The sequence below is a fragment of the Chitinophaga sp. genome (assembly GCF_035538455.1).
Taxonomy (GTDB): domain Bacteria; phylum Bacteroidota; class Bacteroidia; order Chitinophagales; family Chitinophagaceae; genus Chitinophaga.
On sequence record NZ_DATLKJ010000155.1, the window covers coordinates 1 to 15,450 of the forward strand.

Sequence of the window (15,450 nt, forward strand, 5' to 3'; positions counted from 1 at the left end):
AAAAGTTGGGCTTGCAGTGGCATCCTGCACTCCGCGGGCTGTACATAACGCTTTGATTAAGGTTGTTTTTCCCGCTCCCATAGGGCCTTCCAGTGTAAATACCTGTTTACCTGCAAAATGTTCCCAGAAATGGCGGGCTATCTCTGGCAGTTGGTCCAGTGAAAATGTCCATTGCATCAACAAATGTATGAATTTTGGTGATTTACCCTACTACGGATTCAGAATGCAGTAGTTTTTCATTACTTGCACAGGGCGCCGAAATGATATCCCGTTGCATTAATATTTATATCTTATAAAACGGCAACCAATAACTTTGTAATAAGGAAAAACAGACGATCATGACTACAATCAGCTGCAAGGTAGAAGGGATGCATTGCACGAACTGTGCGCTGAGCGTATCCCGGTACCTTGAGAAAAAGGGTATGCAGAACGTGAGTGTCAGCTTCGCCACCGAGGAGGTCAGCTTTGTGGCCCCTGCCGGAGCTGACTCAAAAGAAGTGCTGGATGGTATCAACCAGTTGGGATTTCGAGTGGTTACGGGAGATACTGTGCCGGTGAAACCGTCCTTTTTTGGTACGCTTACATTTAAATTCTTTTTCTGCCTCATATTTACTTTACCGTTACTCCTGCACATGTGGGTAAACTGGCCCTGGCTGCACCATCCCTGGGTTCAGTTCTGGCTTGCCCTGCCGGTTTTCTTCGTTGGTTTGTGGCACTTTGGCCGCAGTGGCTTTCGCTCTCTCATGAATGGCGTAGCCAACATGGATGTGCTGGTAACGCTTGGAGCCACGGCAGCCTTCGTTTATAGCCTTGTTGGCACTATAAAATACAACAGCAGCGATTACCTGTTTTATGAAACTACGGCCGCTATTATCACCCTGGTATTCCTGGGGAATCTGTTGGAAGAAAGGTCCGTAAAGCAGACCACCAGCGCCATAGCAGATCTTGCGAAGATGCAGGTTACTATTGCACGGCTTATTAATACAGATCACGGGCATGAGCATATCCATGAAGTGGATAACCGCACGCTTCGTCCCGGCGACTGTGTACTGGTGAATACCGGCGATAAGATCCCGATGGACGGTACTATTTACTGGGGGAACGGCCATATCAATGAATCCATGATCACTGGCGAGAGTGCACCTGTCAGCAAGAAAGAGAAAGATAAAGTAATAGGCGGCACCATACTCGAAGAAGGTTCCATTAAAGTATATATTACTGCTACGGGTAAGGACACCGTACTATCTTATATCATTGAGCTGGTGAAGCAGGCGCAGAATGACAAACCTCCTATGCAACGGCTGGCAGACCGTATCAGTGCTGTATTTGTGCCGCTGGTACTCAGCATTGCCGTTATCACCTTCCTGGGGTGGTATTTTATAGGGCATACGCCACTGGTTACCGCTATGATGCGGAGTATAGCCGTGCTTGTTATAGCCTGTCCCTGTGCTATGGGGCTGGCCACGCCCGCAGCTGTAATGGTGGGATTGGGCCGGGCCGCCCGCAATGGTATTCTCATCAAAGGCGGACACACGCTGGAGATGTTTAAGAACATAAAACAGGTGGTTTTCGACAAAACAGGAACACTCACCACTGGCAAACTGCAACTGGGTGCGTATCACTCTGTCCTGCCGGATGAAACATTTAAACAGGTAGTTTACAGTCTCGAAAAATATTCTTCCCACCCTATAGCCCGCTCAGTTGCCGCTCTATGGAAATCTGCCGGGGAACTGCCTTTGCAGCAGGTGCGCGAGTATAAGGGACTGGGCATGCGTGGCCAGGACAAAGCCGGCAACGAATGGCAGCTCGGTTCTTTTAAAATGGCCGAATCCCTCACGGCAGACGATAGTCACCATCTTTACCTGATCAGGAACGGACAACTGGCGGGATGGATAGATTTTATAGATGAGATCAGGCCTGGAGCTGCGGAAATGATACAATGCCTGAAACAAAGTGGCATTGAACCAATACTACTCAGCGGTGATACTGCCCGCAAATGTCAGGAGCTGGCTGCAAAAATAGGTATCACCACCGTTTACGCAGAACAGACACCGGAACAAAAGCTGCAGAAAATTGATCAGCTGATGCAGACGGCTCCTACAGCTATGGTGGGCGATGGCATCAACGATGCGCCGGCCTTATCCAAAGCGACTATTGGCATCTCCCTCAGCGATGCTACACATGTAGCTATGCAAAGCGCCAATGTGGTGTTGCTGAATAATAATCTCAACACATTGCCCCTGGCGCTTGGCCTTGGAAAACATACTTACCTTACTATCCGTCAGAATCTTTTCTGGGCGTTTATTTACAACGTAGTGGCTATCCCTGTGGCGGCACTCGGCCTTCTCAATCCTATTGTAGGCGCTGGTGTAATGGGGCTTTCAGACGTGGTGTTAGGTATCAATTCAGTAAGGTTACGTTATAAAAACGTGAACCGTTGACGATAATTACCGCTGCCTATAGTAAATTGCAGCTGTACTATTTCCGATGAAGATTTGAGCACACCCGTAGCCATACTACAGCAATACTGGGGATACAGTGAGTTCCGCCCCTTACAGGAAGATATTATCAATGCGATCCTGGCCGGTCAGGATACACTGGCATTGTTGCCTACAGGCGGAGGAAAGTCTATCTGCTTTCAGGTGCCTGCCATGATGAAACCCGGTCTGTGCCTGGTAATCACGCCTCTTATTGCATTGATGAAAGACCAGGTAGCCAATCTGAAACGGAAGGGGATCACTGCCTATAGTATCTACTCGGGTATGCCTTTCCAGGAAGTGGAAAGGGTGCTCGAGGCGGCCCGCCGTGGTGGATGCAAGTTTTTGTATGTATCCCCTGAAAGGTTGCAGAGCAGGCTTTTCCAGACTTATTGTGATGGCCTTCCGGTTAACCTGATTGCCGTGGATGAAGCACATTGTATTTCCCAATGGGGATATGATTTCAGACCGGCTTATCTTCAGATTGCTGATATCCGCAGTTTTTTTCCGGGCACGCCAGTGCTGGCGCTCACCGCTTCGGCCACGCCTAAGGTGCAGGATGATATCTGTGATAAACTGCTGATGAAGTCCCCGTCAGTATTCACCAAGAGCTTTGCCCGCGTTAATCTCTCCTACAGTGTACTCGAAGAAAATACTAAAGTTGATAAGGTAAAACAGATACTTGACCGTGTTCCCGGCTGCGGTATTATCTATTGCCGTAACCGTAAACGAACGAGGGAGATCGCCGCTTTATTGCAACTGCAGGGTATCCCGTCAGGGCATTATCATGCGGGTCTTCCACAGGCGGAACGCGCTGCCAGACAGGAAGCCTGGATCAATGATGAAATACGTGTGATGGTATGTACTAACGCTTTCGGTATGGGAATCGACAAGCCGGATGTGCGTATTGTGATACATTATGACATGCCGGACTCACTCGAAGCATACTACCAGGAGGCTGGGCGCGCCGGCCGTGATGAACAGAAGGCATATGCTGTTCTGTTGTACAATGAGCCCGAACTAACTGAGATGCACACACGTATTGCGCTGCAGTTCCCCTCTCTGGAAGAGATCAGGGAGGTATACCAATGTATTGTCAATTACCTGCAGGTGCCTGTCGGCAGCGCAGAAGGTGTGTATTTCGATTTTGATATTAACGACTTCGCACGGACGTTCCAGCTTAACCTCACGATCACTTATAGCGCTATCCGTCTGTTAGAACAGGAAGGTATCCTGCAACTGAGCGAAAGTGTAACGATGCCTTCCCGAATAGGGTTTACCACCAATAAGGAATCCCTCTACGCTTTTGAAAGTGCCTATCCTGCACTGGAAGAGATCATTAAAACATTGCTTCGTACCTACGAAGGTATCTTTGATCAGGCGGTGCCTGTTTATGAAAGGCAGTTGAGCCGTATCATGCTGATGGAAGAAGATGAGATCAGTGCACAGCTAATCCGTTTGCATCAGTATGGGATATTGCGTTATCAGCAGCGCCGCGATGAGCCTCAGCTCTGCTTCCTGCAGGAGCGTGTTTCCGCACAGGCGTTGCGTATTAATATGGCCAGGGTAGAAGTACGCAGGAAGGTGTATGAAGACAGGCTGAATGCCATGTTTAATTATGTACATAACCGGGAGATATGTCGTACACAGCAGTTGGTGGCCTATTTCGGAGAAACGGATTGTAAGCCTTGCGGTGTATGCGACATTTGTGTGAAAAGAAAGTCTGCCCCGATGGACGCTGCCGCTTTCAAGCGTATATCCGATAACGTTATATCGCTGCTGAAAGAGAAGGCATTGTTATTCCCTGAATTGCACAGCCATATGCCGGAGGTCGGGAAAAGCGATCTGCTGGCGGTGCTGGAGTTTATGAATGATGAAGGGTTGATTAAGAGAGATGAAGAAGGGAGATTAAATATTTAGTTATTTTTTTATTTTGCTATGTAGTTATTTTAAATGCAGCGAAGATTTTTTTTATAGAGAAGAACAGATTACAATCTTCGCTGCATTTAAAATAACTACATAGCAAAATAAAAAAATAATTAAATAGCCACCACTTTCCCAGTTTTACTGCTTTCAAACGCAGCTTCCACTACACGTATTACATTGATGGCATCCTGCGGTACTACGGGGTTAGGTGCGTTGTTTACCAGCGCTTCATAAATGCCCTGGTAGTAATCCATATAGTTGCCGTTGGGGCTGGGCAGGAATTGCTTTACCACCTTGCCATTTATCTCCGTGTGCAGCAGTCCCCATTCATGCGGACCTTCAGCGCCCCAATCGGGGCTGTTGGGAAACAAGCCTCTCTGTAACTGTGCTTCCTGGATATCGGCCTTGGTTTTAATGAAAGAACCGATGCGGCCATGCAACTGGTAAGAAGGCAGGGCTTCGCGGATAAGATAGCTGCATTTCAGGCGCACGCGTAGTTTGTTGTAATAGAGGACCAGTTCAAAGTAATCGTCTACAACGGAATCCCTGCGGATGATGCGTATATCTGCCCATACGGAAGTGGGAGTGCCGAAGAGCGTAAGTGCCTGATCTATGAGGTGGGAGCCAAGGTCGTACAGGGCGCCGGTACCTGGCAGGCCGCCTTCCTTATGTTTTTTATAGCTCAGTTCTTCCTTGAAGCGGTCGTAATGGATCTCTGCTTCCAGTATTTCACCCAGCAGCCCATCATTGATTACCTGCCTCACTATCTTGTAGTCGCTGTCGTAACGGCGGTTGTGATAAACGCTGAGCAACAGGTTTTTTTCTGTTGCCAATGCGGCGAGGGCGATACCTTCCCGGGTGGTAACTGTGAACGGTTTTTCCACAATTACGTTCTTGCCTGCTTCCAGTGCGGCTTTCACATAATCAAAGTGCGTATAGTTGGGAGTGTTCACTACAATCAGGTCCAGGCTTTTATCTGCCAGCATATCTTCCACGCTCGTATATACTTTAACGTTAGGATAGCGCTGTTGGGCGAGATGTTTGCTTCTTTCCACTACTGCCGTGAATTCAAATCCGGGATTCACATGCAGAAAAGGAGCATGGAAAATCTGTCCGGACATACCATAGGAGCATATCCCTGTCTTGATTACTTTGGTCATAGATATCTTTTTGTGTTGATCCGGCTGTAACGGCCGGGTGGATTACCTTTATCGGCTTTAAGATAATAAAAGCCGTATTATTTTCAGAACCAGCTGCCTTTCTTACTCTTGCCACCGAGTCCCAATGCGCCGAGCAGACTGCGTGTGATGATACTGGCAGCCGTACGGCCAGCCTGTTTCATCGCAGAGCTGCCCATCACTTCTTCCAGCAGGCTTTTCTCCTGTTTGCCTCCTTTGGCGGGAGCTGGTTCAGCAGCAGTTTTATCGGCGGCTTCCTGCAGCTTGGCGGTGAGTATTTCGTAGGCGCTCTCGCTGTCTATTGTTTCGCTGTATTTCTTTACCAGCTTAGACCCGTTCACGATCTTATCTATTTCTGCATCTGTGAGTACATCCATCCTGGAGCGTGGCGACACCAGCATAGTGGCTGCCAGCGGTGTAGGCACACCTTTCTCATTCAGGCAGGTAATAAGGGCTTCCCCGATGCCAATCTGGGTGAGGAGTTCATCTGTTTTATAGAAATCAGAGAGCGGGTAGTTTTCGGCTGTCTGTTTGATAGTTTTACGATCATTAGCAGTGAATGCGCGAAGGGCGTGTTGTACTTTCAGGCCCAACTGGCCCAGTACAGAGGCCGGAACATCCATTGGATTCTGGGTACAGAAGAAGATGCCTATACCTTTAGAGCGTATCAGTTTGATGATGGTATCTATCTGTTTCAGCAGTGCATCGCTGGCTTCATTGAAAATGAGATGCGCTTCGTCGATGAACATTACGAGCTTGGGTTTGTCGAGGTCGCCTTCTTCAGGAAGTGTGGCATATAATTCTGCCAGCAGACTAAGCATGAAGGTGGAAAAGAGTTTCGGGCGATCCTGGATATCGTTTACACGCAGGATGGAGACCATGCCTCTGCCATCATCGCTCATGCGCATGAGATCATCTACTTCGAATGATTTTTCGCCAAAGAATAATTCGGCGCCCTGTTGTTCCAGCTCTATTACTTTACGGAGGATGGTACCGGTGGAAGTGGTGGATATTTTGCCGTAGTCCTTTTCCAGCTCTGCTTTTCCTTCATCTGCGGCAAATTGCAGCACTTTCTTGAAGTCTTTCAGGTCGAGCAACGGCAGTTTATTGTCGTCGCAGTATTTGAACAGCATGGCAACGAGGCCGGCCTGCGTATCGTTCAGCTCTAATATCTTTGACAGGAGGATGGGACCGAACTCACTAACGGTAGCGCGTAAACGAACACCTTTTTCCTGGCTGAGCGACAGCAATTCTGAAGGATATGCAGCGGGGCTCCAGGTGCCACCGATCTTCTGATAACGTTCTGCTATTTTGGGGTTATCGGCGCCGGCAGCGGCAATACCGCTAAGGTCACCTTTGATGTCCATGAGGAGCACGGGTACACTGGCGTCGCTGAGCCCTTCGGCAATTACCTGCAGGGTCTTGGTCTTACCGGTTCCGGTGGCGCCGGCGATAAGGCCATGCCGGTTTAATGTTTTCAGGGGTAAAAATACATCTGCGCCGCTTACTACTTCTCCATCCAGCATTGCACAGCCCAGCTTAAAATGCTCTCCTTGAAATGTGTAGCCGTTTTTAATGTAATCCAGAAATGCATCCTTATTGGCCATGGTGTTTTTTTTATGAAGATAATAAAAAACCAGGCCGGTTTCTCGCAAAGGAGCAAAGGGAGCAAAGACACAAAGGATTTTTTAAGTCTTGTAAGATTAGGTTTGAGATCGTATTATTTTTGAACTCAAAATCAGTCTTAATCAAACTTAAAAAATCCTTTGTGTCTTTGCTCCCTTTGCTCCTTTGCGAGAAACCTTCTTACAGTTCTTCTTCCCGCTCCAGCATCAGGATAGCGCCCTGGGGGACTATAAAATAAGTTTCGTCCTGGTAAACAATTTCAGTTGACCCACTCATCAGAAATATGGCAAGATCTCCTTCTTTTGCCTGCAGCGGAATATATTTCACTTTCTCTTCGTCTGGTTTCCAGGCATCGTCTTCATCTACCGGGATGGGGATTGCATATCCGGGGCCGGTTTTGATAACATAGCCTCTCTGGACTTTTTCTTTCTCCTGCACACCGGGAGGCAGGTACAATCCACTCTTGGTACGATCATGCGGCGTTGTTGGCTTGATCAGCACGCGGTCGCCTACTACGATCAGTTTTTTAAGTTTATTATCCGGTGTAATACTTATAGCCATGTGGGTGGTATATCAAATATAGTGCGGGGCCTTTCAGTGTGACATACTGGCAGCAGATTACAGCTCAGTCAGCGCAAAGGTGCTGCCGGCACGGATTCCCTTTTCTGTCTGCTGCAGAGTGCAGCATTCGACCTGTGGATCATGCTCCAGATAAAGTATATATTGTTTTTCCAGTGCTTCCTGTAAAAACTGTCTTTTCTCGCTGAGTGTTGTCAGCGGAAACATATCATATGCCATTACATAGGGCAACGGCAAGTGCCCGACTGATGGCAGGAGATCTGCCATGTATACGATAGTACGGCCTTTGTAGCTGATCTGTGGCAACATCATGGCGTCAGTATGCCCGTTGGCAAAGCGGACGGAAATGTTGCCGGTAAAGGCTACGCCTTCCAGGTGTTCCACAAACTTCAACTGTCCGCTCTCCTGGATGGGGAGGATGTTTTCTTTCAGGAAAGATGCTTTTTCGCGGTCATTTGGCTCAGTGGCCCATTTCCAGTGATCGGCATTGCTCCAGTAGGTAGCATTTTTGAAAGCTGGGGCCAGCCTGTCGCCTTCCCGTACAATGCTGCCGCCGCAATGGTCAAAGTGCAGGTGTGTTAAGAATACATCGGTAATATCATTGCGATGGAAGCCGTGGGCGGCTAATGATTTATCGAGGGTGGCGTCGCCGTGCAGGTAGTAATGATTGAAGAATTTGGCATCCTGTTTATCACCGATGCCGGTGTCTACGAGGATGAGCCGTTTGCCGTCTTCTATCAGCAGGCAACGCATCGCCCAGTTGCACATATTGTTGTCGTCCGCAGGATTCAGTTTGTTCCAGATGGACTTGGGCACCACGCCAAACATAGCGCCGCCATCGAGTTTGAAAAAGCCGGTGTTAATGGTATATAGTTTCATAACTGTAAGTCTTCTATTTCGAAGATACAGCTTCTGTGTTGATTTGTCTTTGCTTCAGCAAAGCCGAGATCACCCATATGAGACCGATCACGAAAAATACAACCAGCGCCAGTACGGAGTTGCGCATGTCTTTGGTCATATCATCGATATAGGCAAAAGAGAACATGCCGATTACAATGGAGAGTTTCTCAGTAACATCGTAGTAGCTGAAAAAGGAGGCAGTGTCTTTTGTTTCAGGCATCAACTTGGCGTATGTAGAACGGCTGAGTGACTGGATACCTCCCATCACCAGGCCGACTGCTGTTGCCAGCAGGTAAAAATGGGTAGCGGTCTGCATCTTGTATCCTGCGAAACAGATACCTACCCAGAGTATAATAACGGCAATCAATACACGAAGATTGCCGAAGCGGCCTGAAAGCCTTGCCATTCCCCAGGCGCCGGCAATTGCTACCAGCTGGATAACTACTACTGTTGCAATGAGGGTACTGGCATCCAGTTTTAATACTTTGCTGCCAAATACAGTAGCTGCCATCATTACAGTCTGTACGCCCATACTGTAGAAGAAGAATCCGCGCAGGAATCTTTTCAGCACAGGCATGGTTCTCACCTGTGCAAATACTTTCCGCAGTTCGGTAAAACCTTCTGTAATGGCATTGCCTGTATGCTTTTCAACGGTTGGGCGTGTAGCCGGCAACGTTCTAAAGGTGATCTGTGCAAAGCCCAGCCACCAGATACCGGTTAGCAGGAAAGTTGTTTGTACGGAGCTGCCATCGTCCATTCCGAAAGGCTTGAGCAATACCAAGGCAAACCCGATCAGCTGCAGCAGCACACTGCCTACATAGCCGAGACTGAAGCCTCTGGCGCTGATCCGGTCACGATCTTCCGGAGCGGCGATTTCAGGCAGGTAGGAATTGTAGAACACCAGTCCACCGCAGTAGCCGATTGTAGCCAGCATGAAGAAAAGTACTCCCAGGCTAAGGGTATCTTTATTAAAGAAGTATAAGCCGCAGCATGAGAGTGAGCCGAGTATGGTAAAGAATCGCAGGAAGTTTTTCTTATTGCCCCGTGTATCGGAAATAGAGGAGAGGATGGGGGAAGCGATGGCAACCAGCAGGTAAGAGGCTGCCATGGTATAATTATAGAGTGCTGAGTTAACGAAATGCATTCCGAGGAAGGAAACATTCTCATTCGTGACAGCCAAAAAGTAAATAGGGAAGAAGGTAGTGGTGATAACGAGGTTGTACACGGAGTTGGCCCAGTCGTACATTGCCCAGCCGTTAAGCACTTTGTTACTGGCAGTTTGCATACAGCGGTCAGCTTTTTAGAATTTAGCTTTAGTTTCAGCGAATATAATGAAACCTTTTTAGCACACTGTTAAATCCTTTAAGACCTGTTTTTCTTGTAATCGCTGATCTGTATCCGGTGTGGGCACATAAAGTATTCCCGCTCATCATTGGAGCTGACGATGATAAGACGATTGCCACCGTAATCATTGATAAGTTGCTGATACAGGGCGGTGCCGGCAGCGTCAAGGTTGGTACAGGGTTCATCGAGCAGCAAAACGGGCACGTCGCTGAAAATAGCGAGGGCCAGCTTGGTACGCTGTTTCATGCCTGATGAGAAGTTACGCAGCTGTTTGTTGGCGGCGTTTTCGAGACCTACCTGCTGCATGGCTGTTGCGGGGGTAATGCCGGGGAGGAAATTTTTGAACTGAAGATGAAATTCGAAGATTTCCGTAAGGGTCATTTCTTCAATCAGCTCCAGGTAAGGAGCTGCGATGGCGCAGTATTGGAAGAACGCGTCAGGAGCCACGGGCTGGTTCTGCGCAGTATATGAAACGGTGCCCTCATTGTGATGAAGGGCACCGCTGATAACTTGTAATAATGTTGATTTACCTGAACCGTTTGGACCCAGTATAGCATAACGCCCTCCTTCACTGAAGGTGAGTGTCACACCACGAAATATCCAATCGTAGTTAAAACGCTTACCTGTCTGATTAAGAGAGATCGTCATTGGAACGGGAAGTGTAGCCTCTCATAATGCCGCGGCCTGATTCACGGATAAAGGACAGTATTTCATCCCTTTCATCTGTGGCATGATATTCCGCTTCAATGATGCTGATGGCTTTGGATAATTTATATCCCTTCACAAAAATCACACGGTAAATATCGAGTATGTGGTTGATTTTTTCCAGGGAAAAGCCTCTGCGTTTCAGTCCTACGGAGTTTACGCCAACGTAGGATAATGGCTCGCGGGCGGCTTTTACGTAAGGCGGTACATCTTTACGTACCAGTGAACCACCGGTAACGAAAGCGTGAGCGCCTATTTTGCAGAACTGTTGTACTGCTACCATTCCGGCCAGCACTACGTGATCGCCGACGAAGATGTGGCCGGCAAGCGTGGTGTTGTTTGAGAATACGCAGTAGTTGCCCACTTCGCAGTCATGGGCGATATGGCTGTAGGCCATGATCAGGCAGTTCTTGCCTACAACGGTTTTCCATTTGTCTTTAGTGCCACGGTTAATGGTCACATATTCACGGATAGTGGTATTGTCTCCGATTTCGACCGTTGTTTCTTCTCCCGCAAATTTCAGATCCTGCGGGATGGCGGAAATTACAGCGCCTGGGAAAATACGGCAGTTCTTGCCTATTCTGGCTCCTTCCATGATGGTAACATTGGAGCCAATCCAGGTGCCGTCACCAATTTCCACGTTCTTGTGTATAACGGTGAACGGATCGATTTTTACATTAGGAGCTACTTTGGCGTCCGGATGTATGTATGTAAGCGGGTGGATCATTGCTGTTGTTTGCCCTCTCTTGTTTTTATTATTTGTGCTATCATATCGGCTTCAGTAACCACTTTATTGCCGATGAATACTGTCCCCCGCATTTCCACCAGGCCTCTTCTGATAGGGCTTAACAGCTCCATTTTGAGGATCATGGTGTCTCCCGGAAATACTTTCTGTTTGAATTTACAGTTGTCGATTTTCAGGAAATAAGTATCGTAATTTTCAGGATCAGGTACTCTGTTCAACGCCAGGATGCCTCCTACCTGGGCCAGTGCTTCAAGCTGTAAAACGCCCGGCATTACAGGGTTTCCGGGGAAGTGTCCCTGGAAGAAGTGTTCGTTGAAAGTTACGTTTTTGATACCAACTACCTGTTCTTCGCCCAGCTCAATGATTTTATCCACTAACAGCATCGGATAACGGTGCGGCAGGGTTCTTTCAATGCGTGGTGTGTCAAATACAGGTGGTTGGTTAGGGTCGTATACAGGTACGCCTTTATTGTGTTTGTTCTTTTTGATATATGCTTTGATCTTGCGGGCAAATTCCACATTGGAAGCGTGACCCGGACGGTTGGCAATGATGTGTGCATTGATTGGGTAACCGATCAATGCAAGATCGCCTACTACATCGAGCAGTTTGTGACGGGCTGGCTCATTCGGAAAGCGCAGCTCTATATTGTTCAGGATACCTTCGCGTTGTACGGAAATAGTGTCACGGTTAAACGCTTTGGCAAGGCGTTTCATGTCGTCTTCGTTCACTGCTCTGTCAACCACCACAATGGCGTTGTTGATATCGCCACCTTTGATGAGGTTATTGCTCAGCAGGTATTCCAGCTCATGCAGGAAGCAGAAGGTACGGGAAGAAGCGATGTCGTTCCTGAATTCTCCGATGCCTTTCATTTTAGCATGCTGGGTGCCCAATACAGGGGAGTTAAAGTCGATAAGACAGGTAATCCGGTAATCTACAGCTGGTAAAGCCACCATTTCCACCTTTTTGGCTTCATCGTAGTAACTGATGTTGGTGTCAATGGAATAATAGATTTTTTTCGCGTCCTGGTCCTGGGTTCCGATTTTTTCAATCGCCTCAATGAAGGGCAGGGAGCTGCCATCCATGATGGGGATTTCAGGGCCATCCAGTTCTATCAGTACGTTATCAACACCGGTGCCTACTAATGCAGCCAGCAGATGCTCTACAGTGCTTACGCGCGCGCCGTCATGTTCCAGGGTGGTGCCGCGTGCGGTGTCTACTACATAGTCTACATCAGCTTTAACTACGGGCTGGTTCGGCAGGTCTACACGTTGAAATTTGATACCAAATCCTGGAGATGCTGGTTTCAGGGTCATGTTTACACTTGCGCCTGTATGCAAACCCACGCCAGAAATGCTGATATCGCCTTTAAGGGTGTGCTGGTTTGGCAACTGTTGATTTTCCATCATATTTGCTGTATAACTGTTTGATCTTCAATGTTCGTTAAACGCCCGCCCGCTCCTGAAGCAGTTGCTTAACCATTTCTTCCAATTCCTTCACACGTTTTTCAAGGTCCGGCAAATTTCTAAAAATTGCCTGACTTTTCAGTGAACTTTTATAATCGTAGGCAGGAGAACCGGTAAGAGAGGTGTTGGGTACTGTAATAGATTTTGACAAGCCGCTCTGTGCGTTAATCTTGGTACCATCAGCAATCTGGATATGACCAACTATACCTACCTGGCCGCCTATCACGCAGTTCTGGCCGATTTTGGTGCTTCCGGAAACGCCTGTTTGTGCTGCGATTACAGTGTTAGAGCCTATGTCCACGTTGTGTGCTATCTGGATCAGGTTGTCCAGTTTCACACCCTGGCGGATCACGGTAGAGCCCATAGTGGCCCTGTCAATGGTAGTATTGGCACCTATTTCCACATCGTCATGAATGACAACATTACCGATCTGCGGTACTTTTTTATAAGAGCCATCCGGCTGAGGAGCAAAGCCAAAACCGTCGCCGCCTATTACGCAGCCGGCATGCAGCATTACCCTGCGGCCTACAATACAGTTATCGTATACTTTTACGCCGGGATACAACACGGCATCATCGTTTACGATAACATTGTCACCCAGGTACACACCCGGATATATCTTCACATTGTTGCCCAGCACAACATTCTCGCCGAGATAGGCAAATGCACCAATAAATACATTTTCACCCAGCTTCACGGATTTCGGAATAAAAGATGGCTGCTGGATACCCGACTTGTTACCGGTGAGGTAGCGGTATTTCTCCAGCAACAGGGCAAAACTGCTGTATGCATCCTTTACCCTGATCAGGGTAGAATGTATAGGCCGCTCTATCACCAGGCTCTCATTCACAATCAGGATTGATGCCCTGGTAGTATATATGAACTCTTCGTATTTAGGATTGGCAATAAAACTGAGCATGCCTTCGCCTGCTTCTTCGATTTTGGCGATGTTGCTCACTTTCACCTCCGGATTCCCTTCCAGCTTACCATCTAACATGGTAGCTAACTGTAATGCGCTAAACTGCATAGTCTAATAATTGTAATGTTTTCCAGGCTACTTCCGGATCGCATGAATAAATTCTTTAACATTTTAATGCTTAATAAAACGTTGTTAGCCTAGATTTTTGGATGACAAATGTAGAATTTTTTTACCGGTATAGCCAGGGTGTGACTAATCAAGGCGTTGTCAATAGAGGAAATGTCTTTTACAGTTCCGTCTTTAAACAGGATATTGATGTTTTCATCATTTACGTTGTAGGCCCTTAATGTGGCTACATCGGAAAAAACAAAATAATCGACATCCTTTTCCGGTATGTCCCATTTTTGTGCCACCTGTTGCCGCAGGCGTATGGTAGTATCCTGATCAAAGGGCTCGTTTCTAAGGACAACCTTGAACAATTCCCTGTTTACCAGCCATTTACATAATAAAGACAAAACTTTATCAGAATGGTTGCCCCATACTTTTATGGCGCCCATAATGTCGTAATCGTCCAGCATACAGAAAAGCCGGAGACAATCGGGTTCATGTTCGAAATTATCTCTGGTAACCGTGTTATACAGGAAATAGGACAAGGCAGGAGAACAAAACAGCTCTTGTCCGTTCTGTGCCAGTTCTTTGGCTCTCACCAGGATCTTTACCAGCATGTTTTCCGCACTCAATACTGTTTTATGCAGATATACCTGCCAGTACATCAGCCGGCGGGCCACAATGAATTTTTCTATGGAATAGATCCCTTTCTCCTCCACCATCAGCTCTCCGTCATGTACTATCAGCATTTTGATAATACGGTCATATCCAATCGTCCCCTCTGCCACGCCAGTAAAAAAACTGTCACGGTTCAGGTAATCCATTCTGTCCACATCCAGCTGGCTGGATACCAGCTGATGGAGAAATTTTTTATGATACCTGTTGTTGAAAATGTCCAGGGTCAGCTGCAGCGCTCCATCCATCTGCCTGTTCAGGTCCTGCATCAGCCACTGCGAGATTTCTTCATGGGAAACCCCTTCGATAATGCCGTTTTCCAGTGCATGGGAGTAGGGTCCGTGCCCGACATCATGTAACAGGATGGCCATTTTGGCGGCTACCTCTTCTTCCTCTGTGATCTCAGTTCCTTTACTGCGTAGCTCCTGTAAGGCCATGCATATCAGGTGATAAGCGCCTAAACTGTGATGAAAGCGCGTATGCATTGCCCCGGGGTACACCAGTTGCGCAAGCGCCATCTGGTGGATACGGCGAAGCCGCTGATAGCATGGATGTGAAATGAGGTTAAAAATCAACGGGTGATCTATGGTAATAAAGCCATACACCGGATCATTAACAATTTTTCGCTTGCGTTCGGTCATTGCATCAACGTTAAAAACCTCTTTTATGTGGGAAACACATCCCAAATTCTGGTGTAAGGTGTGCAAAACTACACCAGGAATTTATTATATGTAATTATTTTACTTATAATGACGTCTTCCCTTCGTAAAACCCCTATTACAGTAAAGTCAGTTGGTAGGTTACA

Annotated in this window: 13 protein-coding genes; 2 read left to right on the top strand and 11 right to left on the bottom strand. The window is 47.5% G+C overall.

The genetic code is table 11. The features are described 5' to 3' along the window. On the bottom strand, positions 1 to 177 hold a 177-nt coding region (locus VM802_RS32385), incomplete at its 3' end, for a tRNA (adenosine(37)-N6)-threonylcarbamoyltransferase complex ATPase subunit type 1 TsaE (RefSeq protein ID WP_414647105.1). A 161-nt stretch (positions 178 to 338) separates the two neighbouring features. Between VM802_RS32385 and VM802_RS18925 the strand changes: the two genes are divergently transcribed. Then, positions 339 to 2,441 (top strand): heavy metal translocating P-type ATPase, encoded by a 2,103-nt coding sequence (locus VM802_RS18925; protein WP_325533413.1) that lies wholly within the window; start codon positions 339 to 341, stop codon positions 2,439 to 2,441. A gap of 54 nt (positions 2,442 to 2,495) precedes the next feature. Then, positions 2,496 to 4,397, top strand: a complete 1,902-nt coding sequence (locus tag VM802_RS18930) for a RecQ family ATP-dependent DNA helicase (RefSeq protein WP_325533415.1) — start codon at positions 2,496 to 2,498, stop codon at positions 4,395 to 4,397. 119 nt (positions 4,398 to 4,516) lie between these two features. On the opposite strand, the gene VM802_RS18935 is transcribed toward VM802_RS18930, so the two are convergent. The 10 genes from VM802_RS18935 to VM802_RS18980 all read right to left on the bottom strand — a co-directional run bounded on the left by VM802_RS18935 (position 4,517) and on the right by VM802_RS18980 (position 15,286). Beyond that, positions 4,517 to 5,563 carry a Gfo/Idh/MocA family oxidoreductase gene (locus VM802_RS18935; RefSeq protein WP_325533417.1) on the bottom strand — a complete coding sequence of 349 codons (1,047 nt, stop codon included), beginning with the start codon at positions 5,561 to 5,563 and terminating at the stop codon, positions 4,517 to 4,519. An 83-nt stretch (positions 5,564 to 5,646) separates the two neighbouring features. Then, a complete protein-coding gene (locus tag VM802_RS18940) occupies positions 5,647 to 7,188 on the bottom strand; it encodes a helicase HerA-like domain-containing protein (protein WP_325533419.1) in 1,542 nt (513 codons plus the stop codon). Between the two features lie 199 nt (positions 7,189 to 7,387). Next, positions 7,388 to 7,768, bottom strand: a complete 381-nt coding sequence (locus tag VM802_RS18945) for a co-chaperone GroES (protein WP_325533421.1) — start codon at positions 7,766 to 7,768, stop codon at positions 7,388 to 7,390. 57 nt (positions 7,769 to 7,825) lie between these two features. Then, entirely contained in the window at positions 7,826 to 8,665 is an 840-nt protein-coding gene (locus VM802_RS18950) for an MBL fold metallo-hydrolase (protein ID WP_325533423.1), read from the bottom strand. Between the two features lie 13 nt (positions 8,666 to 8,678). Further along, positions 8,679 to 9,971, bottom strand: a complete 1,293-nt coding sequence (locus VM802_RS18955) for an MFS transporter (protein ID WP_325533425.1) — start codon at positions 9,969 to 9,971, stop codon at positions 8,679 to 8,681. A gap of 77 nt (positions 9,972 to 10,048) precedes the next feature. Further along, entirely contained in the window at positions 10,049 to 10,678 is a 630-nt protein-coding gene (locus VM802_RS18960; protein ID WP_325533427.1) for an ABC transporter ATP-binding protein, read from the bottom strand. Further along, positions 10,662 to 11,462, bottom strand: a complete 801-nt coding sequence (gene lpxA, locus VM802_RS18965; protein ID WP_325533429.1) for an acyl-ACP--UDP-N-acetylglucosamine O-acyltransferase — start codon at positions 11,460 to 11,462, stop codon at positions 10,662 to 10,664. The genes VM802_RS18960 and lpxA overlap by 17 nt, the downstream gene beginning before the upstream one ends. Then, positions 11,459 to 12,886, bottom strand: coding sequence for a bifunctional UDP-3-O-[3-hydroxymyristoyl] N-acetylglucosamine deacetylase/3-hydroxyacyl-ACP dehydratase (locus VM802_RS18970; RefSeq protein WP_325533431.1), 1,428 nt, complete (start codon positions 12,884 to 12,886; stop codon positions 11,459 to 11,461). Before VM802_RS18970 ends, lpxA begins: the two co-directional genes overlap by 4 nt. Before the next feature lie 34 nt (positions 12,887 to 12,920). Next, positions 12,921 to 13,970 (bottom strand): UDP-3-O-(3-hydroxymyristoyl)glucosamine N-acyltransferase, encoded by a 1,050-nt coding sequence (gene lpxD, locus VM802_RS18975; RefSeq protein ID WP_325533433.1) that lies wholly within the window; start codon positions 13,968 to 13,970, stop codon positions 12,921 to 12,923. 89 nt (positions 13,971 to 14,059) lie between these two features. Continuing rightward, positions 14,060 to 15,286 (bottom strand): HD domain-containing protein, encoded by a 1,227-nt coding sequence (locus VM802_RS18980; protein ID WP_325533435.1) that lies wholly within the window; start codon positions 15,284 to 15,286, stop codon positions 14,060 to 14,062. Positions 15,287 to 15,450 lie beyond the last annotated feature (164 nt).

Coding starts and splice junctions, on each gene's coding strand:
- VM802_RS18925 (WP_325533413.1), top strand. CDS start 339: ATGACTACAATCAGCTGCAAGGTAGAAGGGATGCATTGCACGAACTGT.
- VM802_RS18935 (WP_325533417.1), bottom strand. CDS start 5,563: ATGACCAAAGTAATCAAGACAGGGATATGCTCCTATGGTATGTCCGGA.
- VM802_RS18940 (WP_325533419.1), bottom strand. CDS start 7,188: ATGGCCAATAAGGATGCATTTCTGGATTACATTAAAAACGGCTACACA.
- VM802_RS18945 (WP_325533421.1), bottom strand. CDS start 7,768: ATGGCTATAAGTATTACACCGGATAATAAACTTAAAAAACTGATCGTA.
- VM802_RS18950 (WP_325533423.1), bottom strand. CDS start 8,665: ATGAAACTATATACCATTAACACCGGCTTTTTCAAACTCGATGGCGGC.
- VM802_RS18955 (WP_325533425.1), bottom strand. CDS start 9,971: ATGCAAACTGCCAGTAACAAAGTGCTTAACGGCTGGGCAATGTACGAC.
- VM802_RS18960 (WP_325533427.1), bottom strand. CDS start 10,678: ATGACGATCTCTCTTAATCAGACAGGTAAGCGTTTTAACTACGATTGG.
- lpxA (WP_325533429.1), bottom strand. CDS start 11,462: ATGATCCACCCGCTTACATACATACATCCGGACGCCAAAGTAGCTCCT.
- VM802_RS18970 (WP_325533431.1), bottom strand. CDS start 12,886: ATGATGGAAAATCAACAGTTGCCAAACCAGCACACCCTTAAAGGCGAT.
- lpxD (WP_325533433.1), bottom strand. CDS start 13,970: ATGCAGTTTAGCGCATTACAGTTAGCTACCATGTTAGATGGTAAGCTG.
- VM802_RS18980 (WP_325533435.1), bottom strand. CDS start 15,286: ATGACCGAACGCAAGCGAAAAATTGTTAATGATCCGGTGTATGGCTTT.